The sequence below is a fragment of the Desulfoprunum sp. genome (assembly GCF_053613775.1).
The window spans coordinates 1-24868 of sequence record NZ_JBSHXH010000008.1 but is presented as its reverse complement, the minus strand read 5'-3'; the positions used below and the strand labels follow the sequence as shown (position 1 = coordinate 24868).

14 protein-coding genes and 1 pseudogene are annotated in these 24868 nt (G+C 61.3%); 12 read left to right on the top strand and 3 right to left on the bottom strand.

Annotated features, from left to right (window positions below):
• Positions 1-8: 8 nt before the first annotated feature.
• From ACWGKN_RS14880 to ACWGKN_RS14830, 11 genes and pseudogenes are all read left to right on the top strand, one after another.
• Positions 9-1523, top strand: coding sequence for an efflux RND transporter periplasmic adaptor subunit (locus ACWGKN_RS14880; protein ID WP_424254910.1), 1515 nt, complete (start codon positions 9-11; stop codon positions 1521-1523).
• A 32-nt stretch (positions 1524-1555) separates the two neighbouring features.
• Positions 1556-4783, top strand: a complete 3228-nt coding sequence (locus ACWGKN_RS14875) for an efflux RND transporter permease subunit (protein WP_035227501.1) — start codon at positions 1556-1558, stop codon at positions 4781-4783.
• Positions 4784-4811: 28 nt separating this feature from the next.
• Positions 4812-5315, top strand: coding sequence for a hypothetical protein (locus ACWGKN_RS14870; RefSeq protein ID WP_452095552.1), 504 nt, complete (start codon positions 4812-4814; stop codon positions 5313-5315).
• 256 nt (positions 5316-5571) lie between these two features.
• Positions 5572-6768, top strand: a complete 1197-nt coding sequence (locus ACWGKN_RS14865) for an amino acid aminotransferase (RefSeq protein WP_035227506.1) — start codon at positions 5572-5574, stop codon at positions 6766-6768.
• A 126-nt stretch (positions 6769-6894) separates the two neighbouring features.
• The gene (locus ACWGKN_RS14860) at positions 6895-8970 is read left to right on the top strand and encodes a lysylphosphatidylglycerol synthase domain-containing protein (protein ID WP_452095551.1); all 2076 of its coding nucleotides are present in this window, start codon (positions 6895-6897) and stop codon (positions 8968-8970) included.
• A gap of 478 nt (positions 8971-9448) precedes the next feature.
• Positions 9449-11628: pseudogene (locus ACWGKN_RS14855) on the top strand (N-6 DNA methylase).
• The gene (locus tag ACWGKN_RS14850) at positions 11618-12901 is read left to right on the top strand and encodes a restriction endonuclease subunit S (RefSeq protein ID WP_035226344.1); all 1284 of its coding nucleotides are present in this window, start codon (positions 11618-11620) and stop codon (positions 12899-12901) included. The pseudogene ACWGKN_RS14855 and the gene ACWGKN_RS14850 overlap by 11 nt, the downstream one beginning before the upstream one ends.
• Positions 12894-16304 (top strand): HsdR family type I site-specific deoxyribonuclease, encoded by a 3411-nt coding sequence (locus tag ACWGKN_RS14845; RefSeq protein WP_452095550.1) that lies wholly within the window; start codon positions 12894-12896, stop codon positions 16302-16304. Before ACWGKN_RS14850 ends, ACWGKN_RS14845 begins: the two co-directional genes overlap by 8 nt.
• 79 nt (positions 16305-16383) lie before the next feature.
• Positions 16384-17784: an AAA family ATPase gene (locus tag ACWGKN_RS14840; protein ID WP_035226347.1), complete on the top strand. Its 1401-nt coding sequence runs from the start codon at positions 16384-16386 to the stop codon at positions 17782-17784.
• Positions 17781-18311, top strand: coding sequence for a hypothetical protein (locus tag ACWGKN_RS14835; RefSeq protein WP_452095549.1), 531 nt, complete (start codon positions 17781-17783; stop codon positions 18309-18311). The genes ACWGKN_RS14840 and ACWGKN_RS14835 overlap by 4 nt, the downstream gene beginning before the upstream one ends.
• 247 nt (positions 18312-18558) lie before the next feature.
• The gene (locus ACWGKN_RS14830) at positions 18559-18999 is read left to right on the top strand and encodes an RNA ligase family protein (RefSeq protein ID WP_452095548.1); all 441 of its coding nucleotides are present in this window, start codon (positions 18559-18561) and stop codon (positions 18997-18999) included.
• 53 nt (positions 19000-19052) lie between these two features.
• Here the strand turns inward: ACWGKN_RS14830 and hypD are convergent, their stop codons facing one another.
• Together hypD and ACWGKN_RS14820 are read right to left on the bottom strand one after the other, a co-directional pair.
• Positions 19053-21416: a trans-4-hydroxy-L-proline dehydratase gene (hypD, locus tag ACWGKN_RS14825; RefSeq protein ID WP_424254919.1), complete on the bottom strand. Its 2364-nt coding sequence runs from the start codon at positions 21414-21416 to the stop codon at positions 19053-19055.
• 1 nt (position 21417) lies between these two features.
• Positions 21418-22332: a glycyl-radical enzyme activating protein gene (locus ACWGKN_RS14820; RefSeq protein ID WP_424254921.1), complete on the bottom strand. Its 915-nt coding sequence runs from the start codon at positions 22330-22332 to the stop codon at positions 21418-21420.
• A 244-nt stretch (positions 22333-22576) separates the two neighbouring features.
• Between ACWGKN_RS14820 and ACWGKN_RS14815 the strand changes: the two genes are divergently transcribed.
• Entirely contained in the window at positions 22577-23152 is a 576-nt protein-coding gene (locus ACWGKN_RS14815) for a flavodoxin family protein (RefSeq protein ID WP_035226353.1), read from the top strand.
• 180 nt (positions 23153-23332) lie between these two features.
• Here ACWGKN_RS14815 and gltA read toward each other — a convergent pair whose 3' ends face one another.
• Complete coding sequence (gene gltA / locus ACWGKN_RS14810) at positions 23333-24745, bottom strand: NADPH-dependent glutamate synthase (protein ID WP_035226355.1); 1413 nt, start codon at positions 24743-24745, stop codon at positions 23333-23335.
• Between the last annotated feature and the right edge of the window lie 123 nt (positions 24746-24868).

Below are 24868 nucleotides of genomic sequence, written 5' to 3'. Positions count from 1 at the left end.
TGAAAGCATTGAAGGCAATCGTACTGATCATCGCCCTGATAGCCGCCCTGGCAGGCGGCTATCTGCTCGGCACCCGACGTCCCGCCGGTCCGGAGCAGGCCCATGAGCAGCAGGTGGCCAAGGGCCAGGCGGAGGCGGAGAAGAAGCAGCAATATACCTGCGGCATGCATCCTTTCGTCATCCGGGATGAACCGGGACTCTGCCCGGTCTGCGGCATGACCCTCGTGCCGCTCAAGCCCGGCGCTACCGGTTCACAACAGCAAGCGGCCAACGCCCCCACGCAGGCGGCCACCGCCCCGAAAAAATGGCGTTCGCCGATGGATCCGGGCTATATTCGCGATGCCCCCGGCAAAGACTATATGGGTCATGACCTGGTCCCGGTCACCGAGGACGGCAGCGACGCAGGGACGATCAGCATCGATCCGGTCACCGCCCAGAATATGGGGGTGCGGACGGAGCCGGTCAGCCGCCGTCAACTGGTGAAGACCATCCGTACCGTGGGCCTGATGACCTACGAGGAGGGACGGCAGTTTTCGATCAACAGCAAGATAGAAGGCTGGATCGAAAAGCTCTTTGTCAACCAGGCAGGGCAGATGGTCAAGAAAGGCCAACCGCTGATGGAGATCTACAGTCCGGAGCTGGTGGCGGCCCAGCAGGAATACCTGCTGGCCCTGGAAAACAGCGGGAAACTGGCCGGCAACCCGGTAGCCGGGATCGCCGGCAGCGCCGACCGCCTTCTGGCTGCCGCCCGCACGCGCCTGAAGTATTGGGATATCAGCCCGGGACAGATCCGTGCCATTGAAACATCCGGGCAGACAACCAAGACCCTCACCCTGTTCAGTCCCCACAGCGGGGTGGTGACCATGAAGAAGGCCCTCGAGGGGATGCGCGTCATGGCCGGTGAAGAGCTGCTGCAGATCTCCGATATTTCCAATATCTGGATCAATGCCGACATATTCGAATACGAACTGCCCTGGGTGAAGGTCGGACAGACGGCCAGGGTGGAACTGCCCTTTGCCGCGGACAAGGTCTTCGAGGGCAGGATCACCTATATCTATCCCTATCTGAACAATGAAAGCCGGACCGCCCGGGCCCGCATCGAGCTGGTCAATCCCGGCCTGGAGCTCAAGCCCGACATGTACGCCAATGTCATGATCGACACGGGGATGGTGGAAGGGGCCCTGGCCATTCCGGTCAACGCCATTCTCAGTTCCGGCAAGGGCCAGACGGTGTTCGTGGCCCTCGGCGACGGCAGGTTTGAGCCTCGCCCGGTGAAGAGCGGGGTGACCGACGACAACGGCTATATCCAGATCCTCTCCGGTCTCAGCGAGGGCGAGTCGGTGGTGGTCTCGGCCCAGTTCATGCTCGATTCCGAGAGCACTCTGCGCGAGGCCGTGCAGAAGATGTCTGCCCCGGCGGAGCAGGCGGCAGGGGCGGCCGACCACAAGGCCCGAAAAGGAGAGGCGAACAGCCCTCCCGCCCAGAAAGCCGGCACGGAAAAACTCGATGACCTTTTCAAGTAAACCACTGCAGAACCTCTGCCCCGGAGAACGCCATGCTTGAAAAAGTCATCAACTGGTCGCTGCAGAACAAATTCATGGTCGTCCTGCTGACCCTGTTCATGGTCATCGGCGGGGTCTATGCCCTGAGGAACACCCCGGTGGACGCCATCCCCGACCTCTCCGACGTCCAGGTCATCGTCTTCACCGAGTACCCCGGCCAGGCCCCGCAGGTCGTCGAGGACCAGGTCACCTATCCGCTGACCACCCAGATGCTGTCGGTGCCGGGGGCCAAGGTGGTGCGCGGCTACTCCTTTTTCGGCAGCAGTTTCGTCTACATCATCTTCGAGGACGGCACCGACATGTACTGGGCCCGGTCCCGGGTCCTCGAATACCTCAACTACGTCTCGGGCAAACTGCCGCAGGGGGTGACGCCGGTCCTCGGCCCCGATGCCACCGGGGTCGGCTGGATCTATGAATACACCGTCGAGAGCGACCGCCACAACCTGCAGGAACTGCGCTCGATCCAGGACTGGTACCTGCGCTACGAGCTGACCTCGCTGGAGGGGGTGAGTGAGGTGGCCAGCCTCGGCGGCTTCGTCAAGCAGTACCAGGTGGCCGTCGATCCCAACAAACTGCTGGCCTACAACATCCCGCTCACCGATCTGATGATGGCGATCAGAAAGGCCAACCTCGACGTCGGCGGCGGGGCGATCGAGATGGGCGAGACCGAGTTCGTGGTCCGCAGTCACGGCTATATCCGCTCCCTCGAGGACCTGCAGAATATCGTGGTGATGAGCAGTCAGGAGGGCACGCCGGTGCTGGTCAAGCACCTGGCCGAGGTCCGGCTGGGGCCGGAGATGCGGCGGGGGGTGGCCGAGTGGAACGGCGAAGGCGAGGCGGTCGGCGGCATCATCGTCATGCGCTTCGGCGAGAACGCCCTGGCGACCATCGAGCGGGTCAAGGAGAAGCTGGAAAGCCTCAAGTCCGGCCTGCCGCCAGGGGTGACGATCAAGACCGCCTACGACCGCTCCGGCCTGATCGAGCGGGCCATCGCCACCCTGAAGGAGAAGCTGATCGAGGAGAGCATCGTCGTCGCCCTGGTGACCATGCTCTTTCTCTTTCACCTGCCGAGCGCCCTGGTGGCCATCATCACCCTGCCGGTGGCGATCCTGATGGCCTTCATCATCATGTATGCCCAGGGGATCAACGCCAACATCATGAGCCTCGGCGGCATCGCCATCGCCATCGGGGCGATGATCGACGCGGCGATCATCATGATCGAGAACGCCCACAAGCACCTGGAGCGCGATCGCGGCAAAAAACCGCACTGGCAGATCATCCGCGACGCCGCCACCGAGGTCGGACCGACCCTGTTCTACTCGCTGCTGGTGATCACCGTCTCCTTCGTGCCGGTCTTCACCCTGACCGAGCAGGCCGGGCGGATGTTCAAACCGCTGGCCTTCACCAAGACCTATGCCATGGGAGCCGCCGCCTTCCTCTCGGTCACCCTGGTGCCGGTGCTGATGGGCTGGTTCATCCGCGGCCGGATCAGGTCGGAACATGCCAATCCCTTCAACCGCCTGCTGATCAGGATCTATCATCCGCTGGTCGATATGGTCCTGCGCTGGCGCAAGCTGACCCTGCTGGCGGCCCTGCTCGCCATGCTGTCGATGGCCTGGCCGCTGTCGCAGATGGGTTCGGAGTTCATGCCGTCACTCTACGAGGGTGATCTCCTCTACATGCCGACCACCCTGCCGGGGTTGTCGGTGACCAAGGCCAAGGAGATCCTGCAGCAGACCGACCGGATCATCCGCCGGTTCCCGGAGGTGGAGCATGTCTTCGGCAAGATCGGCCGGGCCGAGACCGCCACCGATCCGGCGCCGATGATGATGATCGAGACCACCATCACCTTGAAGCCCGAGAGCGAGTGGCGGACGGTGCCGGCCATGCGTTTTTATTCCAACTGGCCGGCCGAGTTGGAAGTCTTCAAAAAAGGGCTGCGCCGAGTGTGGCCGGAACAGCGGCCGATCACCGTCGACCAGCTCACCGAGGAACTCAACCGCGCCATCCAGTTTCCGGGTCTGACCAACGCCTGGACCATGCCGATCAAGACCCGCATCGATATGCTGTCGACCGGCATCAAGACTCCGGTCGGCATCAAGGTCATGGGTGACGATCTGGCGACACTCAGCCGGATCGGCGAGGAGGTCGAGGCGGTGGTGCGGACCGTGCCGGGCACCCTGTCCGCCATCTCCGAACGGGTGGTCGGCGGCCGCTATCTCGACATCCGCATCGACCGGCTGAAGGCGGCCCGCTACGGCATCAACGTCGGCGATATCCAGGAGATCATCCAGACCGCGGTGGGCGGCATGGCGATCACCGAGACCGTCGAGGGTCTGGAACGCTATACGGTCAATGTTCGCTATGACCGAGATTTTCGCAGCGATATCGATTCGTTGAAACGGGTGCTGGTGCCCGGTGCGGGCGGCCGGCATATTCCTCTGGAACAGCTGGCGGCGATATCGATCAGCAATGCCCCGGACAGCATCAAGACCGAGAACGCCCGCCGCACCGCCTGGGTCTATGTCGACATCAAGGACGTCGATCTCGGCACCTACGTCAAGAATGCCCAACAGGCGGTCGAGCAGCATGTCAAGCTGCCCCAGGGCTATAATATCGTCTGGAGCGGCCAGTACGAGTATATGGAGCAGGCCCGGGCGCGGCTGTTGGTCATCATCCCGCTGACGGTGCTGATCATCTTCGTCATCATCTTTACCAGCACCAAGAGCCTGGTCAAGACGGCGATCGTCTTTCTCGCCGTGCCCTTCTCGCTGGTCGGGGCCTTCTGGCTGCTCTACCTGCTCGATTACCACACCTCGATTGCCGTCTGGGTGGGGATCATCGCCCTGGCCGGCCTCGATGCCGAGACCGGCGTGGTGATGCTGCTCTATCTCGATCTGGCCCATGGGCTGTGGCGGAAAAAGGGCCGGATGGTCAATCGCGGCGACCTGGTGCAGGCCATCCATCACGGGGCGGTCAAACGGATCCGGCCGAAGATCATGACCATCTCGGTGATCATCGCCGGCCTGCTGCCGATCATGTGGAGCCACGGCACCGGCGCCGATGTCATGAAGCGGATCGCCGCTCCGATGGTGGGCGGCGTGGTGACCTCGGGAATCATGGAACTGCTGGTCTATCCGGTGATCTTTTTTATCTGGCGCGGCCTGCATCTGCAGAAGGAGATGACGGCGACCAGTCCCGGGGATATCGAGGAACAATGAACAACAACGAACTTCAAAAGAGACGACCATGAAAACCAAGACTGTTGCAATCCTTTCGGCCCTTCTGCTGCTGGCCCTGCCCCTCGGAGCGTTCGCCGCCTCCCATGAACATGGCGGCTCCGCGACGATGCAGGAAGGTCAGGCCACGCCGCACGGCGACATGAAGATGGACGGCATGAACATGGGCGGCGATATGGTCATGCTGGGGGAGACAACCGAAGACGGCGTCAAGGGCATGGCCCATCTCAATGACGTCGGGGCGGCCATGGCCAAGATGGGGATGAAGGAAAACTATCATATGATGGTCATGTTCAGCGACAGCACCGGCGCACCGATTATGGAAGGGAAGGTGGCGGTCAAGATCACCGATCCGGCCGGCAAGGAATCCGGGCCCTTCGAAATGATGGCGATGGAGGGACAGTTCGGCGTCGACCTGGCCCTCGTTGAAAAAGGGCAATACCGCTTTGTCGTCGGCACCAAGCTGGCCGACGGCAAGGCCCGTCAATTCCGGTTCGAGTACACACTGCAATAGACCGGCCGTTCGGAGGCAGGGGGAGAACCCTGGAGAGAGGGGGCTTTCGCTGCCTCCTGGCACGGGCAGGCGAGGGCCGCCGGGCCACTCCGGAGATTGTGCCGGGCCGGCGGGCCGCTCCCTGGACCTCTCTCCGGAAATGGCGATCAGTCCCGCGTGGTATCCCCGTCACGCATTCCTGTTGACACACCGGCGAGGTAATGGGTATTTTCTGCACTTTGTGCAACAGCACCCAACAACTCATCTGGAGAGATATATGTGGAAAAACATAGTAGCGGCCCCGGCTGATTCGATCCTCGGACTGACCGAGGCCTTCCGCAACGACCCCAACCCGCAGAAGGTCAATCTTGGCGTCGGCGTCTACAAGGACGATGCGGGGAAAACCCCGATTCTCGCCTGTGTCAAGGAGGCGGAGAGGCTCCTGCTGGAGCGGGAAATCACCAAGTCCTATCTGCCGATTTCCGGCGACCCGGTCTACGCCGCCTGCGTCCAGAAGCTGATCTTCGGCGAGGGCAGCGAGGTCGTGGGGTCCAGACGGGCCGCCACCATCCATGCCCCGGGCGGTACCGGGGCACTGCGGGTCGGTGCCGATCTGCTGCACAAATTCATGCCGGCCGCCAAGGTCTGGCTCAGCCGTCCGACCTGGGCCAACCACAAGGGGGTCTTCGCCACTGCCGGCTTTTCGCTGGGTGAGTACGCCTATTACGACCCGGCCACCAAGAATGTCGATTTTACCGGCCTGGTCCAGAGCCTGAAGGCGATCCCGGCCGGCGACATCGTCCTCTTCCATGCCTGCTGCCATAACCCGAGCGGGGTCGATCTCAACCACGACCAATGGCGGGAGGTGGTGGCAATCGCCAGGGAGCGAGGCTGGATGCCGTTTCTCGATTTCGCTTATCAGGGATTCGGCATCGGGGTCGAAGAGGATCGGTATGCCATCGAACAGTTCGCCGCCAGCGGTCTCGATTACTTTGTCGCCAGCTCGTTTTCCAAGAACTTCGGCCTGTACAACGAACGGACCGGGGCCCTGACCGTCGTCAGCCCCACCGCCGCGGAATCGGCGGTGGCCATGAGCCATCTGAAGACGGTGGTGCGGGTGATCTATTCCAACCCGCCGGCCCATGGCGGCCTGGTCACCGCCACCATCCTCAGCGACCCGACCCTGCACCGCCAATGGCTGGCGGAGCTGGCGGGGATGCGGGAGCGGATCGTGGCGATGCGCTCCGCCCTGGTCGACGGTCTGAATGCCCGCGGCGTAGCCGGCGATTTCTCCTATATCAAGCAGCAGCGGGGGATGTTCTCCTTCAGCGGGCTCTCCGACGCGACGGTGGCCTGGCTGCGCCAGCACAAAAATATCTACGTGGTCGGCGGCGGCCGTATCAACCTGGCCGGTCTGACCTCGAACAATATCGATTACGTCTGCGACTCGATCGCCGAGGCACTGCAGTCCTGAAGGCTCCCGGCCCCCGGCCGGGACAGTGTTACCGCGGGGACGGCCAGGTGCCGTTCCCGCCTCCTCTCCATCCGCAGACGGACGGATGTGCCGTCGCATCTCAGGAACATGAGGAGGACCTCCCTGATGAACACCACTTCCCCGACAGAACGGCAATCAATCGGATCCAAGGGCAACGGCAGCCGCTGGCTGTCCTTTCTCGGCAGCCTGGCAGTCACGGTCCTGGTCTTTCTGTGGATCGGCAGGGATATCGAGCCGATGGATGTGGTCGATGCGATCACCGCCATGGCCCCGCCGGAGATCCTGCTGTTCTTCGTCAGTTCCCTGTTCATGAGCGTTTGCCGGTCCTGGCGCCTGTTGCTGCTGCTCGAACCGGTCGGCTACCGGCCGGGCCGGCTGGCGATGCTGCTGACCGTCCTGGTCCGCAACCTCTTCGCCGACCTGCTGCCGGCGCGGCTCGGCGGGCTGGTCTACCTCTGGCTGTGCCGCACCCGGCTCGGCGTCAGCTGGGGCGCGGCCTCGTCGAGCATGGCCATCTCTTTCGTCTTCGATATGGTCGCCGTGGCGCCGCTGCTGATCGTCGTCGGCCTGGTGGTCGCCGGCCAGCTCGGGATATCCCGGATTGTGATCTGGACCTTCGGGCTGGCGATGATCGGAGGGGCGTTGATCGCCCTGGCCCTGCTCGCTCCGCTGGCGGACCTGGCTGCAAGGGTAACCCCGCGGCTGCCGCTGCTCTCCGGGCGGATTAGGGCCGGTCTGGCGGCGTTTGCCGCCTCGGTCGCCGAGGATGTGCGCCTCACCCGTCGGGCCGGGATCTTGCTGCCGGTCGTGGTCCTGTCCGTTCTCGTCCGCCTTGCCAAATACACCGCCATGTACTTTCTCTTGCTGGGCATCATCGGCCCGATGGGCTTCGGTTTCGCCGAACTGCCGCCGCACAAGGGCCTGGTCGGCCTGATCGCCCCGGAACTCGCCGCCTCCCTGCCGATCAGCGGCATCGGCGGCTTCGGCGCCTACGAGGGGACCTGGGCCGTCGCCTTCCATTTCCTCGGCCTGCCGGAGCAGATGGCCAAAATCACCGGCGTCGCCCACCACCTCTTCACTCAGGCCTACGGCGCCGGAATCGGCCTGACGGCGTTGCTGCTGCTCTTTCTCCCCTTTTTCCGGGCCGGGGAACCGCGGCCGGCGGTGGTGGTCTCCGCTGCCCGGCGCTGGCTGCAGCTGGCGGCGTCGGTGGCGGTGTGGCTCGGACTGTCGACGGCGGTGGTGCTGGTCGGCGATGTGCTGACGGCCACCGGCAGCCCGGCGGGGCAGGGGGATGTTGCCTATACCGCGGAGGAACTGGAGGGGCGCCGCCATCTGTCGAAGCTGCCGGCCGGGCGGGTGCTCTTTGATTCCAACCGCTCCGGTAGCTTCGGTATTTATCTCCAGCACCCGGTCGGTTCCGGCCTGCAAAAAGTCATCGACAGCCCGGCGGAGGAGATGTTTCCGGCTATCGCTCCGGACGGGCAGTGGGTGGCCTACGCCCGGGCCCGCAGCACCAGCCTCAGGGCCCCGGCCGAGATCCGCCTCTGCCGCCTCGACGGTTCGGACGACCGTCTGCTCCTCGCCAACGCCACCTTCCCCTCCTTCACCGCCGACGGCCGCGCGGTGATCGCCGAGCGGGAGCGGAGCCGGATCATCCGGGTCGAAATCGCCAGTGGCCGGGAGGAGGAGATCTTCCCCCGCGGCGAGGGACCCTTTGCCCGAGCCCAGGTGGTCAAGCCGCGGATCTCGCCGGACGGCCAATGGGTGGCCTTCACCAGCGACCAGCCGCGGCGCTGGACCGCCTGGGCGGTACGGCTGGCCGACGGCCGGGCGGTGGAGCTGGGCGAGGGCTGCCAACCGGTGTGGTCAACGAATCCGGAGCGAATCTACCACGTCGCCACCACGGGGATGCAGGAGCGGACCGGTTTCCTGCGGACCGACCTGGCGGAGGGAAGGGGAGAGACAGTCCTCGATCGCGACGCCCCCCGCGGGCACGAGTACTTCCCGGCGATCGTCGACGAACGGTATGTGTTCTACGCCGCCAGTCGCCCCGGCGAGCACGACCATGCATCGGCCAACTATCAGCTCTACGTCCACGACCTCAAAGAGGGCTGGACCGCCCGCCTCAGCCGCGACGGCTTCACCAACCGCTGGCCCCAGTTCGTGCCGGAGAGGTAGGTTATTGAATATGGGCGTTTCCTGCTGCCAAAGAAAATCTATGTCCCTGCTGTAATTGGACCGGCTCCCCCCACAAAGAGGTATCCACTCCCTGGCAGATTCCGGAGGTCAATCGCCGCTCAGTTTCAGTTTTTATTGCCCGGAGTCGCCGATGATCTTTTCCAGATCCGCGCAACTCTTCTACCGTTTGCTTCCATCAGGGTGGTTATGCCACTACCTGAACGATCTAATTTGACATATCCTGGCTGAGTAACGGTAAACATTCGGTTATCTTGATCAGAAAGATGAAAAGATGTTGCAGGTTGTCGATTGACATTGGATAAACAATGGCAGGTGTCTTGATGCTGCACACCAGCAGCGGCTCCATTTCCGAAACTCCAGCTTCGGCGCTGCTGGACAAGGAGTGGCCGGAATTTCCTTCATCATCGAATGGATGATTATTACGTGAAGTCTTTCGCGTGAACATGGTGAAAGTTGAATGAAACACAGATTTGAGCAGCTGGCTCTTCTTGCCGAACCAATTGTGGTGCGTCCCACCCGCCGTATGACCCAGGGCGAGTTGGAAAGTTATCTCGACAAGGCCGCCGACATCCTGCGCGGCAACGCCGACCATTCCGAGTTTCGCGGCTATGTGTTCGCCCTGCTGTTCTACAAGCGCATCAACGACTGTTATGGGGAAGAGGTCCGCACCCAGGCCGATACCCTGATCAAGGCGGGCCTGCCGCAGGAACAGGCGCTGCAACTGGCCCGCGATCCGCAGAACCACCATTTCATCGTCCCGGAGGCGGCGGACTGGAACACCGTTGCCCGCACCGCCAAGGGCCAGCTCGGCCAGGCGCTCAACGACGCCATGCTCGCCATCGAGCGGACCAACGCCCACCGGCAGAACAATTTCGACGGCATCCTCACCGGCAAGATCGACTTCAACAAGCAGGACGAGCTGCCCCGCGACAAACTGGTCAACCTCATCAACCACTTCGGCAGCCAGACCTTCGACCGTGCTCACGTCTCCGACGACCTGTTCGGCAACGCCTATGAGTACCTGATCCGCAACTTCGCCAGTAAGGCGGGCAAATCCAGCGGCGAGTTCTACACTCCCGCCGAGGTCGGTTTTCTCATGTCCGAGATGCTGGAGCCGAAAGCAGGCATGAGCATCTGCGACTGGGCCAGCGGCTCCGGCGGCCTGTTGCTGCAATGCATCCGCTATGTAAAGAAGCACGGCGGCGACGTGCGCCAGCTCTTCCTGCACGGGCAGGAGTCCAACGTCGCCACCTACAACATCTCGCGCATCAACATGATCCTGCACGGCATACCGGTATGGGAGCACAAACAGGGCGACAGCCTGCGCGACCCCCGCCACCTGACCAGCGCCAACCGCCTTGAAGCTTTCGACCGCGTCATCATGAACCCCCTTTCTCGCTGGAGGACTGGGGGCACGACACCGTGGCCGGCGGCGACAAGTTCGGCCGCCTCGCCTTCGGCATGCCGCCCGCCTCCAATGGCGACTGGGCCTGGCTGCAGCAGATTGCCAAGTCGCTCAAGGACCATGACCCGGAAACCGGCGAATCCGGCAAGGGGATGGTGGTCATGTCCCAGGGCGTGCTGTTTCGCGGCCAGCCGGAACAGACCGTGGAAGAGGATGGCCAGAACCAGAAGGCCGACGCCGAATACCTGATCCGGCGCGGCTTCGTGGTGGCGGACCTGATTGAGTGCATCGTGGTGCTGCCCTCCAAACTCTTCTACGGCAACGGCGTACCCGCCTGCCTGCTGCTGCTGAACAACAACAAGCCGGAAGCACGCAAGGGCAAGACCCTGATGATCTGGAACTCGCGCCACTTCCAGAAGGCCAACCCGCAGAACCTGCTGCGCCCCTCCGACCTGATGCGCATCCTGGTGCCCTGGCGCGCCTTCGGTGATCTGGAACAGGCCAAGGCCCTGGTGGACAGCCACGCCGCGCAACTGATCCGCGAGGTGGAGGAGAACCGCGACCAGCGTCTGGCCGACATCGAGGACGCCTTTGGCCCGGTGCTCGCGCCGCTGGCACGGCTGGTGGGGGAACAGGCCGAACTCGACGCGCTCGACCTCAAAGTGGCCGCCGTCAATGAAGCCATCGATCCCGAACACAAATGGTTTGGCCCGCTCGCCCCGCTCAAGGCCGAGGTGGAGCAGGTGCAGGCCGAGATCGACGCCGCCGGACACGGCGACAAGGCGGCACTGAAGGCCAACCTCGCCAAGCCGAAGAAGGCCTTCGACGATGCCCGCAAACAGCTCATCGCCGCCATCAAGACCCATCTCAAGCAACTGGGCAAGGCGATCAAGGAGCTGAACAAGCTGCAGGAGGAGCGCGACGGCCGTGAGCAGGAGATCAACCTCGCCGCCGAACGCGAGATCGCCCATCTGGGCGAGGCGGCCGACGACCTGCGCCGCATCTGCAACGATCCCGACGAGGCGCGGCGCTACTTCGCCCTGGTGGACAAGGCCGAGATCGAGGAGAACGAATTCAACCTCAACCTGCCGCGCTATGTGGATACCTTTGAGCCGGAGGAAGTGATTCCGCTCGATGATGCGCTGGAAAGGCTAACCCAGGCGAGAACTGCATCAACCGATGCACTGAAAACACTCGATAACCTACTGGGGGCGCTTGGCCATGTGGGTTGATTGTTACGAAGAAGCCCCGCAAGAGTGGCCGCGAAAGCCTATCTCGGCTCTTGCTGAAATCGATCCGCCTTATGAATTGGAAGTCGGACGAGAATATCCGTTTCTCGAAATGGCGTCCGTGCAAGAAGGGTTCGGTGGAATTTCTAACTTCGATACGAGGGTCTGGGACCGCTGCGGACTTTGCCGCTTTGCGGAGAACGACATCATTCTTGGAAAGATCACCCCGTGCGCGGAGAACGGAAAGGCCGCGCTGGTTAAAGGTTTGCCGGATAAATACGGAATTGGTTCCACCGAATTTTTCGTACTTTCCGCTTTGGAAGGTGTTGAGCCGGAGTTCTTGTTTTCGCTTGTGACCGCCGGGCCGTTTCACAGGCGCCTGGTATCTCGAATGGAGGGTTCAACCGGCCGTCTTCGTATAACCCGAGACACGTTGAAAAAGTGGCTGGCGGTTCCACTACCCGACCCCGACGAACAACGCCGCATTGCCGCCGCTTTGAAACTGGCCGACGATGCCATCGCCAAGGCCAAGGCCGAGCTGGAGGCGACGCGGGAGTTGAAGCGGTCGCTGATGCAGACGCTTTTCGTCTCGGGTATGCCCGGTAGACATTCGGAGTTCGTTGAAACGAAAATCGGACGAATCCCCAAAGGCTGGGTAGTCAAACGCATTGGTAAAGTGCTCATCGAGGCACCTATTGCTGGCATTTCTCCGCAATCACGTCCCGAACCTCCGGGAACCCCAATTCTGAATGTAAGCTGTGTAAAAGGCGGCGTCTGTGATCCTTCCCGAGTTACCTATGTTGATGTCACAGACGATGACATTGAGCGTTACCGGGCAGCGGTTGGCGATTTCTACGTGCTTCGAGGGAACGGCAATCGTGACTATGTCGCGACTGGCGGGCTTTTGAGGGAAACACCGCCTGAGAATTCAATCTATTCAGACAAACTGATTCGACTTCTGTTTGATCCTGAAAAGGTCGCGCTACGCTTCATTCCTTATATGTGGCAATCCCATGAGTTTCTCACACGGCTACAGTCCAAGGCGGAGTCGGGAAGCGGGCTTTGGATGATGAGCAAGCGGGATATTGTTCGTGAATTTTTCGCTTATCCGCCTATTCCAGAGCAGGAAGAAATAGTGACGCTTCTTGATGGTGTTGAAAACAACGCAATGGCGTTGGAAAACAAATACAACGCCCTCCAACAGGTCAAAAAATCCCTGCTGCACAACCTGCTCACCGGCAAGATCCGCATCCCCGAGGGGATCATCCATGGATGAAACACGGGAAATATCGCCCGGCTATCGCACCGCCCCGCCCACGGTAGCGCGCCCGTTCAACGAGGAGACCACCGTCGAGCGGGAGATCATCGAGCATCTGCAAACCCCGACGCTGGGTTGGACCTACCGCTCCCGCGAGCAGGTGACGGCGTTGCGCCCGGACGAGCGCGAGGTGCTGCTCTTGCCGCTGTTGCGGGAGAAGCTTAAAGCACTTAACCCCGCCATCCTCACCGACGAGGCGCGGGTGGACGTCATCATCACCAGGCTGGGCGGCTGCCGCGACAATCCGCAGTGGCTGACCTGGCTGCAGAACGGCGTCAATTACCAATTCGATCCTTCTGAGAAGGCGAAAGATGTTCGGCTGATCGACTTCGACCACCCCGACGCCAACGAGTGGTGGGTGACCAACCAGTTTCCGGTGGAGGGGCGCTCGTCCCGGCGGCCGGACATGGTACTGCTGATCAACGGCATCCCAGTGGTGGTGATCGAGGCCAAGACCGCCAGCCGCAACAAGCCCGATTGGCGCGAGGGGGCCAAGCAGCTCGGCATGTATTCGGAAGAGATCGACCAGCTCTTCTACACCAACGCCTACGGCGTGGGGGTGAACGAGACCCGCATGATGTACGGCGTGCCGGGGCGGCGCCTGCAGTTCTGGCTGCAATGGCGCGATCCCTGGCCGCACGGCATCGACGAGTTCGACGAGATGAAGGTCTCGCTCTACGGCCTGTTCGACCGGGCCAACATGCTCGACTTCATTCGCCACTTCATCGTCTTCGTCACCAAGGACGGCAAAACCGACAAGGTGGTGGTGCGCTACCAGCAGTACCTGGCGGTGCGGGACATCCTCGGCCGCGCCACCGACCTGACCCTGCCGCCGGAGAAGCGGCGCGGGCTGATCTGGCACACCCAGGGCTCGGGCAAGACCCTGACCATGATCTACGCCGCCCGCAGCCTGTGGGAAGAGCCGAAGCTGAACCAGCCGACGGTGATCCTGCTGGTGGACCGGGAGCAGCTCGGCGACCAGATGGACCGCGAGCTGATGGCCACCGGTACCGAGAACGTGCATGTGGCGGCCAGCAAGCGCGACCTGGAGGCGAAGCTGGCGGGCGACTATCGCGGGGTGATCCTCACCACCGTGCACCTGTTCGAAGGGATGGCCAAGAACATCACCAGGCAGCGCACAAACGTCATCGTCATGGCCGACGAGGCGCACCGCACCCAAGAGCGGGAGTTGGGCACCTACATGCGGGCGGCGGTGGACGGGGCCTCGCTGTTCGGCTTTACCGGCACCCCCATCGAGAAGGACGACCACAACACCCCGGTGGCCTGGGGCCAGATCAAGGACGACGGCACCATCGAGCGCTACATGGGCCGCCCGTACACCGTCACCGACGCCCTGCGCGACGGCGTGGTCAAGCCGATCCACTGGCAGCCGCGCAAGACCGATTGGCAGCTTTACGGGGCCAAGCTCGATCTCGCCTTCAAGCGGGAATACGGCCACTTGCCCGAGGCCGAGCAGAACAAGCTGGTGAGCCAATCCTCCACTCTGGATGTGCTGCTGAAACTGCCCAAACGGATTGAGCAGATCGCTGACGACGCGGTGGCCCACTTCAACGAGCATGTGCGGCCCAACGGCTTCAAGGCGATGCTGGTCTGCAAGGACAAGGAGACAGTGCGGCTCTACACCGAGACCCTGCGCGCGCGGCTGGGAGATGAGGTGGTGATGGCGGTGATCTCCGAAGCGCCCAAGGATGACCCGGACGCGGTGAAGGCGCTCTATCTCGGCGAGACCAAGCGCAAGAAGCTGCTCAACGAGTTTCTGATCCCGGCCCAGTCCGAGTTGCCGGAGCACCAGGACAAGCCCTATCGCAAGGTGGAGCTGCTGGTGGTCTGCGACATGCTGCTGACCGGCTTCGATGCCCCCATTTTGCAGGCGCTCTATCTCGACAAGAGCCTGCGCGACCACGGGCTGCTGCAAACCATCGCCCGGGTCAACCGCCCCTACAACGAGCTGAAGGGGCATGGTCTGGTGCTCGACTACTACGGTATCTTCGACCACCTGAACGAGGCGCTGAACTACCGGCCCGAGGAACTGGGCGATATTGTTTTTCCCTTCGAGCGCATCCGCGAGCATTTCCGCAACCAGTTCGCCACTCTGTGGGCGCTCTTCCCCGAGAAGACAGTGCCGCGTGACGGGTCGCATTCGGCATTCATCGCCGCGATGAAGATCCTGCGCGACGAGGAAGGGGCGGAAAAGACCTTCGACACCGGCTACCGCAACCTGCGCGTGCTCTACGAGGCGTTGCAGCCTGACGAGCAGCTGCGCGACTATGTGCGCCCCTACGCCTGGTTGACCAAACTCTACTTGCTCTACCGCAAGAAGTTCTATCCAGACGCGGCCCTGGAGGCGACGGAAGAGGACGCCGCCCGTACCAAGGAGCTGATCCGCCAGCATATCGACGTGGAGGAACTGGAAAAGGAATTCCCCACCTACGTGCTGGACGAGCATTTTCTGACCAAGCTCAAGGACAAGAAGCCCGACGCCAAGGCGCTGGACATCGAGGCAATGCTTACCGCCGAGCTACGCATCCGTCTGGATCAGGATGAATTTCAAGCCTGGGAGCAAGGTCGCGTAATGAGCCGCCACGCCCATATCGACCTGCCTGACGGGCGACAACTCGACTACGAGATCCGCCCCTCCGCCAAGGCCCGCAGCCTGCGCCTGAAGATGACCGCGCGGGAGGGGCTGACGGTGATCGCGCCGAAGGGGCTCGACGAGCGCCAGGTAGTCGAATTGGTGACCGGCAAGCGGGATTGGATCGCAGCGAAACTCGATCAGTTCGAGGAGGTGCGGCACCTGCTGGGCGAAAAGAAATCGGCCCGGCCCGAAGCCTTCGATCTGCCCGCGCTGGCGGAAATCTGGCGGGTGGAATACCGGACCACCAGGGGCAAGACCGTCGGGGCGCGCACCGACCAACAGGGGCGGGTTTTGGTGTATGGCGCGGTGATCGATGGCGAGCGCTGCAAGACTGCCCTGCGCCGCTGGCTGGCCCGACGCGCCAAGGAAACATTGACGTCATGGTTGGATTCGCTGGCAGCCGAGAGCGGCGTGCGCTTTAACCGGGTCATCATCAAGAATCAGCGCACCCGCTGGGGTAGCTGTTCCGCCGCCGGCGTGATCAGCCTGAATGCCAAGCTGCTCTTTCTGCCCCCAAAGCTGGTGCGTTATGTGCTGATGCACGAGTTGTGTCACACCCTGGAGCGCAACCACATCAGCCGCTTCTGGACCCACCTGCGGCAGTTCGAGCCGCAAACCGAACTACTGCACAGCCAGATGCGGGATGCCTGGAAACAGGTGCCCCCCTGGGCGTACCCAGTGCATGCTGGCAGGGAAGGCGTCTAAATTTCAGCCCCATAGCATTACTCATTGCATGAGTGCCGAGCATCGTTGACGGTTATGAAAAAAATAGGAGAAGAGAAATATGCTGAAACAGTTACGAATACGAAACTTCAAAGGCTGGAAAGATACCGACACCATTCGCATGGCCCCCATTTCCTTGTTCTTTGGCGCCAACAGCTCCGGCAAATCCAGCATCGGTCAGTTTCTGATGATGCTGAAACAAACCGTTGAGTCGCCGGACAGAAAAGCGGTTTTCTATCCAGGTGGCAAGAATTCCGCCGTTCAGCTTGGCTCTTACCAAGAGATGGTCTTTCACCGCGATCCGGCAAACAGGATCACCTTCGACTATCGGTGGTCATTGCCGGAAATGCTTAAGCTCAAAGATCCTCTCTCGGGTCAGATGTTTTCCGGCGATGATTTAGACTTCAGTGGTGAAGTTGAGCTCAGTGACGCAACGAAGCATTTGCTTCAAGTTTCATATTTCAAATATTGCCTTATGGAAGGGGCGAATCAATCGCTTTCTATCGAATTATCAAGGAAACCTGATAAGCGTGAATATGTTGCCACAGCGGAACAATATTCTCTTGTAAGAAAAAAAATGCGTGCTCGGGCCCTCAAGGATGTTGTCCGGTTCTATGGTTTTCCTGATGAGGTAGTGGCTTATTACCAAAATGCTGATTTTGTTCAGGAGCTGAATCTCGCACAGGAGAGGCTGTTCAGTTCTATCCACTACTTGGGCCCTCTGAGAACAAAGGTGGAAAGGCTTTATACATGGGGTGGGATAACTCCTGAAAGCGTTGGCTTTTCAGGTGAGAATACTGTCGCGGCTATTCTGGCAGCGAGAGACCGTAAAATCAGTTTGGGTTATAGACGACCGGCAAAGCCGCTTGAGGAAATCATCGCGTTAAAACTCAAGGAAATGGGGCTGATTGAAGAATTCGAGGTCAATCCCATTTCCGAGCAGCGACAGGAATACGAGGTCAAGGTCCGCACCAAGGGATCGAGAGATTGGGTCGATCTCCCCGATGTCGGCTTTGGCATATCGCAGGTGCTCCCGGTTCTGGTGCAATGCTTTTACGCACCGGCAGGATCGATCATCCTCATGGAGCAGCCGGAGATTCACCTTCACCCGAATGCCCAATCGGCGCTGGCCGACGTGATGATCGATGTCATCAACTCCAGGGAGAACGGGGTAGACAGAGATATTCAATTAATTATTGAGACTCATTCGGAACATTTTCTCCGGCGTTTGCAGCGCCGTATTGCTGAGGATGTGGTTCCACAGGACAAAGTTTCAGCCTATTTCGCCAACATCGCCAAGACACCTGCAACTTTGGAGCCATTGCAAATCGATACCTACGGCAATATTTTGAATTGGCCGGAGAACTTCTTCGGAGATGAGATGAGTGATATCACCGAACAGGCCAAGGCCGCCCTGAAGAAGCGCATACAGAAAGCTGAAAAACCGGAGGCTTCCGTATGAGCCTGCCGAAAATATGTCTGTTGGATACCAATGTGCCCAAAACGGCCAATCTGGCAACGCAACCGGATCCGGGTTCCGATATACCCGATCCGTGCGTGCTGGCATGTATCGAGGCTGTAGAGCTTGTCATCAAAAAGCGCGGCCTGGTCATCGATGCGGGAGACGAAATTTTCGATGAATACCGGCAGCAGCTCTCCATGAAGGGACAGCCCGGTATGGGTGATGCCTTTATGAAGTGGGTAAACGATCACCGCTATAACCCGGAGTATTGCGAAAGAGTGGTGATTACAAAAGTTGGCGATTCATATGAGGAATTCCCCAGTCATGACGGGTTGAATGATTTTGACAGATCAGACCGGAAGTTTGTCGCGGTGACCAATCCCCACCCAGACAAGCCACCGATATTGCAGGCAACCGACAGTAAGTGGTGGGGATGGAAGGATGCTTTGGCTGAGGTCGGTATTACTGCACATTTCCTTTGTCCCGAGTATGCTGAAGACAAATATGCCGAAAAGATGGGGACGTGAAAGAGAACTTCTTCAAATATCCCTCCACTCCGCACCTGGCAACCCTTCCTGGTGTCGACATCAGGGGAGATAAGGTCTTATCGGAATCCGAGCGAGATGAATTTTTTCGGCATGAGCTTATTGTCGAAGAAAAAGTGGACGGTGCCAATCTGGGAATCTCGTGTGATTCAGAAGGGAATATCCGAGGCCAGAACAGGGGGGCTTATTTGCATTTGCCCGGATCGGGGCAGTGGAAAAAACTCGGCGAATGGCTCTGGCGCTCCGCACCGATATGTTTTTCGATACTCTTTCAGACCGGTACATCCTCTTTGGAGAATGGTGTTATGCGCAGCATTCCGTTTTCTATAACCGGTTACCCGACTGGTTTCTTGCCTTTGATATTTATGACCGAGAGTCTCTACGCTTTCTGTCATCGACGCGCCGTGACCGGATGATAGAAAAATTGCAAGTCTCCAAAGTGCCGAGTCTTGCACGTGGAAAATTTTCCTTTCCAGAGCTCGACAATCTGTTATCGCAGTCAAAGCTTGCTGATCAGCCTGCCGAAGGGATTTATCTGCGATTCGATCAAGGAGACTGGCTTGGTCAACGCGCCAAGCTTGTCCGACCTGCGTTTGTGCAAGCGATAGATCAACATTGGTCGCGTTCGACCTTGAAGCTCAATCGATTGCGATCAGAAGTTCGAGGATAAAAACATTGATGTCTGTTGGTTCTCTCCATACCAATTGATTTGATCTTTGAAATTCATCCGCAGATCTCCTGCTCGGTGCGGCTGATGATCTCCTCCTGGTGGTGGCGGTCGAGGTCGACGAAGTAGTCGCTGTAGCCGGCCACCCGCACGAGCAGGTTGCGGTACTCGTCGGGGTGCTGTTGGGCCTGGCGGAGGGTGGCGCTGTCGATCACGTTGAACTGGATGTGGTGACCGCCGAGCCGGAAATAGGTGCGGATCAGGGCACCGAGTTTGTCGAGATCCTGGTCCGATGCCAGCACGCTCGGCAGGAAACGCTGATTGAGCAGAGTGCCGCCGGAGCGGATCTGGTCCATCTTGCTCAGCGACTTGATGACCGCCGTCGGGCCGCGGCGATCGGCGCCCTGGGAGGGTGAGGTGCCGTCCGATTCGGGCAGGTGGGCCAGGCGGCCGTTGGGGGTGGCCCCGAGCATCCGGCCGAAGTAGACATGACAGGTGGTCGACAGCATGTTGAGATGGTAGACCCCGCCCTTGGTATTGGCGCGGCCGTCGATGGCGGCGTAGAGGCTGGCGTAGACCCGCTGCATCAGTTCGTCGGCGCGGTCGTCATCGTTGCCGAAAAAGGGGGTGCGGTTCCACAGCCTCAGGCGCAGGGCCTCATGGCCCTGGAAGTTGGCGGCGAGGGCGGCGAGGAGCTGGTCCATGCTGACTGCCGCCGTATCGTAGACATGGGTCTTGAGCGCCGAGAGCGAGTCGGTCACCGTGCCGATGCCGCAGCACTGGATGTAGGTGGTGTTGTAACGCGGCCCGCCGTCGTAGTAATCACGGCCTTTGTCGATGCAGTCGTGGATCACCACCGAGAGGAACGGTGCCGGCGAGTACTTGGCGTACATCCGCTCGATGTAGTTGTTGACCTTGACCTTCAGGGCGACAATGTGATCGAGCTGGCGGGCGAAGGCGGCGTACAGCGCGTCGAAGTCGGCGAAGTCGCGCGGGTCGCCGGTGGCGATGCCGACCCTGGCGCCGGAGAGCGGATCGACGCCGTTGTTGAGGGTCACCTCGAGGATCTTCGGCACGTTGAGATAGCCGGTGAGGATGTAGGCCTCCTTGCCGAACGCGCCGGTCTCGATGCAGCCGCTGGTCCCGCCCTCGCGGGCATCCTCGAGAGTCTTGCCGACCCGCATCTGCTCAAGCACCACCGCGTCGGTGTTGAACACCGAGGGATAGCCGTAGCCCTGGCGGATGACCTGGGCGGCGGCCTCGAAAAAGCGCTCCGGGGTCTTGCTGCTGATGTGGACGCTCGGCTGCGGCTGCAGCAGGTGCAGTTCGTCGGCGACCTCGAGGGCGATATACGAGACCTCGCCGACGCCGTCGCTGCCGTCGGGCTTCAGGCCGCCGAGATTGATCTGGGTGAAGTCGTTGTAGGTGCCGCTCTCCTTGGCGGTCACCCCGACCTTGGGCGGGGCGGTGTGATTGTTGACCTTGATCCACAGGCAGGAGAGCAGCTCCTTGGCCCGCTCGCGGTCGAGGCTGCCGTCGGCCAGGCCCCGGTCGTAGAAGGGCTGGAGATGCTGGTCGAGGTGGCCGGGGGTCATTGCGTCCCAGCCGTTGAGCTCGGTGATGGTACCGAGGTGGACGAACCAGTACATCTGCAGGGCCTCGTGAAGGGTACGCGGCTTTTCCGCCGGTACCCGGCGGCAGACCGCGGCGATCGCCGCCAGCTCGGCGCGGCGCTGCGGGTCGGTCTTGCCGGCCGCCATCTTTTCGGCCAGGTCGGCATGGCGGCGGGCGAAGATCATCGCCGCCTCGCAGGCGATGTGCATGGCCTGGAGCTGTTCGGCCTGATCGGCGGCGGTCGGGTCACCGAGATAGTCGAGGGATTCGAGGCGGGCGGTGATCCGCTCCTGGCACTCGCGCAGGCCGCAGCGGTAGATCGTGCCGTCGAGGGCGGTATGGCCCGGGGCCCTCTGCTCCATGAACTCGGTGAACAGTCCGGCCTCGTAAGCCGCCCGCCACTCGGCCGGCACCTCGCGGAAGATCCGGTCGCGCATCGACCGACCCTGCCAGTAGGGGATGACGATCTCCTCGTAGGTGCGGATATCCTCCTCGGCCACCCGGTAGCTGGTCATCTCCCGGTCGTTCAATATGCGCAGGTCGAGGGCGCTGTGGCAGGTCAGCTCGGGGAAAGTCGGCACGGCCTTGGGGGCCGGCCCCCGTTCGCCGACGATCAGCTCGTCATCACCGATAAAGATGGTCTTGTGCTCGCACAGGTGCTTGAAGCACAGGGCCCGCAGCACCGGCAGCGAGTGCCGGCCGCTGTTGTCCTGGTAGAAGCGGGTCTCCAGCACCGCCCGTTCAATCGATATCGATGGCCTGGCCTCGAAACTTGCGCGGCGAAGGCGTTCGATCCTGCTGTTCATGTCAACCTCCAATAGTGACCTGGAATCCGGCACCCGTGATGATGCCGAGGAGTGAATTCATGTGTTTGCGGTCCGGCGCCGTCAGCGTCTCGCCGGGATAATCGATGCCCAGTTTGCGGTATTTGGCCCGGCCGATGCCATGGTAGGGCAGCAGGTCGATGGCGGTGATGCCGGGCAGATCGCGAAGGAAGGCGAGGACGGCCCGGATGTCGTCCTCGCCGTCATTGACCCCGGCCACCAGCGGGATGCGGATTCGCACCGGATGGCCGGCGCGGCAGAGGGCGACGAGGTTGGCGAGGATCAGAGTATTGTCGACGCCGGTGGAGCGCAGGTGTCTGGCGCTGTCCATCATCTTGAGATCGTAGAGGAAAAGATCGGTTTCGGCGGCGATCGTCAGCACGGTGGCGGTGGGGGCGAAGCCGGTGGTGTCGACCGTCCGGTGGATCCGCCGCCGGCCGCACTCCTGCAGCAGCGCCAGCAGGAAGTCCGGCTGCAGCAGCGGCTCACCGCCGGAAAATGTCACCCCGCCGCCGGAGGTGTCGTAGAACGGCCGGTCTTTCTCGATCTCCGCCATCACCGCCGCCACCGAGGTCCGCCAGCCGGTGGCCGCATGGGCCAGCGCCGGGCAGACCTCGACGCAGCGGCCGCATGCGATGCACAGGGCGGGGGTGCGGTCGATACCGTCGGCAGGATCGATTGCCAGGGCCTGCTGCGGGCAGGCGACGACGCACTCGCCGCAGCCGACGCAACGATCTCTTAAGGTGATGATCTCGATATTGGGCGACAGACCTTCCGGGTTATGGCACCAATGGCAGGAAAGGGGGCAGCCCTTGAAGAAGACCGTTGTCCGGATCTGCGGTCCGTCATGCAGGGCGTAACCCTTGATGGCGAAAATGGTCGGGATCTTGTGATGCATTGACTTATATAACAACAATTCCTATTCTTGAACAATCACTTATCTGCAGGCCGAGAACAATTTGTCGGGCGGGGCGGAGGTGCTGAGCGGGGGAACCATGGAAAAAGCCATTCCGCTGGATCGTGACCGACAAACGTTCTTCCTCCCGCTATCCGGATCCAGTATAACCTGAAGAGCTGCATCACTGAACCGCAATTCCACAGTCTTCGATCCGACGTAATCGCCTTCACCAAGGAGAAACCACATGCATCTGCTCATCGTTCTGGGAAGTCCGCGCAAAAACGGCAACAGCGAGATTCTGGCCCAACACGTGGCCAAAGGCATGGAAGAGGGCGGCGGCACGGTCGAGTATATCCGCCTTGCCGGACTCACCCTTTCACCCTGCCAGGGCTGCGGCGGCTGCGAGAAGACCGGCGAGTGCGTCATCAAGGACGATATGGGGGCGATCTATGAACGGGCCGATGCGGCGGACCGGATCCTGGTTGCCAGTCCGGTCTATTTCTATGCCCTGACCGCCCAGACCAAGGCGTTCATCGACCGTTTCCAGGCCCGCTGGTCGAGGCGCTACCTGCTCGACAACAGGTTTCGCCTGGAGGAGCAGCGCAAGGGCTACCTGCTGTCGGTGGCCGCGACCAAGGGGGCGAAGGTCTTCGACTGCAGCCTGTTGACCATGCGCTATTTCTACGAGGCCATGGACATGACCTTTGCCGACTCCTTTCTTCTCAAGGGCGTCGATCAGCGCGGCGCAGTCCGCAATCTGCCGGAGGAACTGGCGAGGGCCGAGGCCTTCGGTCGTGATATCGTCACCGGTGCGCATTGATCGGACGACAGGTTTTTCCCGTCTTTGGGGCGACTGTCTGGCCGTCTCCGGCGAGTTTACAATTCGAAGGAGCGATGGGGGGCGGGAAGAGAGAGGATATACAGGGGTAATGATCCCGGAACGCCGTCTGCGAGATCCGCAACGGCGTTCCGGGACTGTCTGCTCTGCCTGCCGTTGCGGCTACCAGCCGAGGGTCAGGTAGTTGTGGATCGAGTTGGCGGCCTGTCGCCCGGCGCCCATCGCCAGAATGACCGTGGCGGCCCCGGTGACGATGTCGCCGCCGGCCCAGACGCCCTTCTTGGTTGTCTTGCCGGTTGCCGTGTCGGTGACGATATAGCCCCACTTGTTCAACTGCATGTCCGATGTCTCGCTGGTCAGGAGCGGATTGGCCCCGGAACCGACGGCGACGATGCAGAGGTCGCAGTCGACCAGGTACTCCGAACCCTTGATGGGGATCGGTCGCCGCCGCCCGGAGGCATCCGGTTCACCCAGTTCCATGCGCAGGCACTCCATGCCGGTAAGCCGGCCTTTTTCATTGCCGAGGTAACGGGTCGGGTTGGTCAGCAGGCACATCTCGATACCCTCTTCTTCGGCATGGTGGATTTCAGCCTTCCTGGCCGGCATCTCGTCGCGTGAGCGGCGGTAGACGATCTTCACCGTTTCCGCCCCCAGCCGCATCGCCGTCCGCGCCGAATCCATGGCCACGTTGCCGGCCCCGAGGACCACGACGTTTTTGCCGTGTGGGATCGGAGTGTCGACATCCGGGTACTGGTAGGCCTTCATCAGGTTGGCGCGGGTCAGGTACTCGTTGGCCGAGAGGATACCGACAAGGTTCTCGCCGGGCAGGTTCATGAATTTCGGCAGGCCGGCGCCGACGCCGACGTAGATCGCCTCATAGCCTTCGGTGAACAGTTCGTCGAGGGACACGGTGCGGCCGACGACGGCATTGCATTCGACCTTGACTCCGAGCCTGGCCAGAAAATTGACCTCCTGGGCCACGATCGCCTTGGGCAGGCGGAATTCAGGGATGCCGTAGACCAGGACGCCGCCCGGTTTGTGAAAGGCCTCGAAGATCGTGACATCATGGCCTTTGACGATCAGGTCGCCGGCCACGGTCAGGCCGGAGGGACCGGATCCGACCACCGCCACCCTCTTGCCGGTGGCCGGCTGTTTGGGTGGCAGTTCACCAGTGCCGTGCTCGCGTTCATAATCGGCACAGAAGCGTTCGAGATTACCGATGGCGACGGGCTGTCCCTTCTTGCCGACGATGCACTGCCCTTCGCACTGGATTTCCTGCGGGCAGACCCGGCCGCAGACGGCGGGCAGGGCGTTCATTTTCCAGAGGTGGCGGATAGCGCCGCTCATATCGCCCTGGACGATGAAATCGATGAAGCCGGGTATATCGACACCGACCGGACAGCCGTTGACGCAGCCTGGTTTTTTGCACTGCAGACACCTGGAAGCCTCTTCCTGGGCCATCTTCATTGTATAACCAGTCGGAACTTCGAGAAAATTACGGGCTCTTACCTTTGGTTCCTGTTCGGGCATGGGTACCCGGGGATTCTTCCGGGCCTTCTCTGCAATATCCGCCATATTATCCTCCGTGGATAGGCTCGCTTCGGCGAGGCGTCTTGTCGTGGAATTCTCTGCTTATCTGTGTTCAGCCGGGGGACGCGACCCTACTTGGCATCGCGAATCGTGCAATACTGCCGGTGG

Bases quoted from the DNA above. Each gene is read 5' to 3' on its own strand.
- ACWGKN_RS14875 (WP_035227501.1), top strand. From the start codon at position 1,556: ATGCTTGAAAAAGTCATCAACTGGTCGCTGCAGAACAAATTCATGGTC.
- ACWGKN_RS14870 (WP_452095552.1), top strand. From the start codon at position 4,812: ATGAAAACCAAGACTGTTGCAATCCTTTCGGCCCTTCTGCTGCTGGCC.
- ACWGKN_RS14865 (WP_035227506.1), top strand. From the start codon at position 5,572: ATGTGGAAAAACATAGTAGCGGCCCCGGCTGATTCGATCCTCGGACTG.
- ACWGKN_RS14860 (WP_452095551.1), top strand. From the start codon at position 6,895: ATGAACACCACTTCCCCGACAGAACGGCAATCAATCGGATCCAAGGGC.
- ACWGKN_RS14850 (WP_035226344.1), top strand. From the start codon at position 11,618: ATGTGGGTTGATTGTTACGAAGAAGCCCCGCAAGAGTGGCCGCGAAAG.
- ACWGKN_RS14845 (WP_452095550.1), top strand. From the start codon at position 12,894: ATGGATGAAACACGGGAAATATCGCCCGGCTATCGCACCGCCCCGCCC.
- ACWGKN_RS14840 (WP_035226347.1), top strand. From the start codon at position 16,384: ATGCTGAAACAGTTACGAATACGAAACTTCAAAGGCTGGAAAGATACC.
- ACWGKN_RS14835 (WP_452095549.1), top strand. From the start codon at position 17,781: ATGAGCCTGCCGAAAATATGTCTGTTGGATACCAATGTGCCCAAAACG.
- ACWGKN_RS14830 (WP_452095548.1), top strand. From the start codon at position 18,559: ATGGCTCTGGCGCTCCGCACCGATATGTTTTTCGATACTCTTTCAGAC.
- hypD (WP_424254919.1), bottom strand. From the start codon at position 21,416: ATGAACAGCAGGATCGAACGCCTTCGCCGCGCAAGTTTCGAGGCCAGG.
- ACWGKN_RS14820 (WP_424254921.1), bottom strand. From the start codon at position 22,332: ATGCATCACAAGATCCCGACCATTTTCGCCATCAAGGGTTACGCCCTG.
- ACWGKN_RS14815 (WP_035226353.1), top strand. From the start codon at position 22,577: ATGCATCTGCTCATCGTTCTGGGAAGTCCGCGCAAAAACGGCAACAGC.
- gltA (WP_035226355.1), bottom strand. From the start codon at position 24,745: ATGGCGGATATTGCAGAGAAGGCCCGGAAGAATCCCCGGGTACCCATG.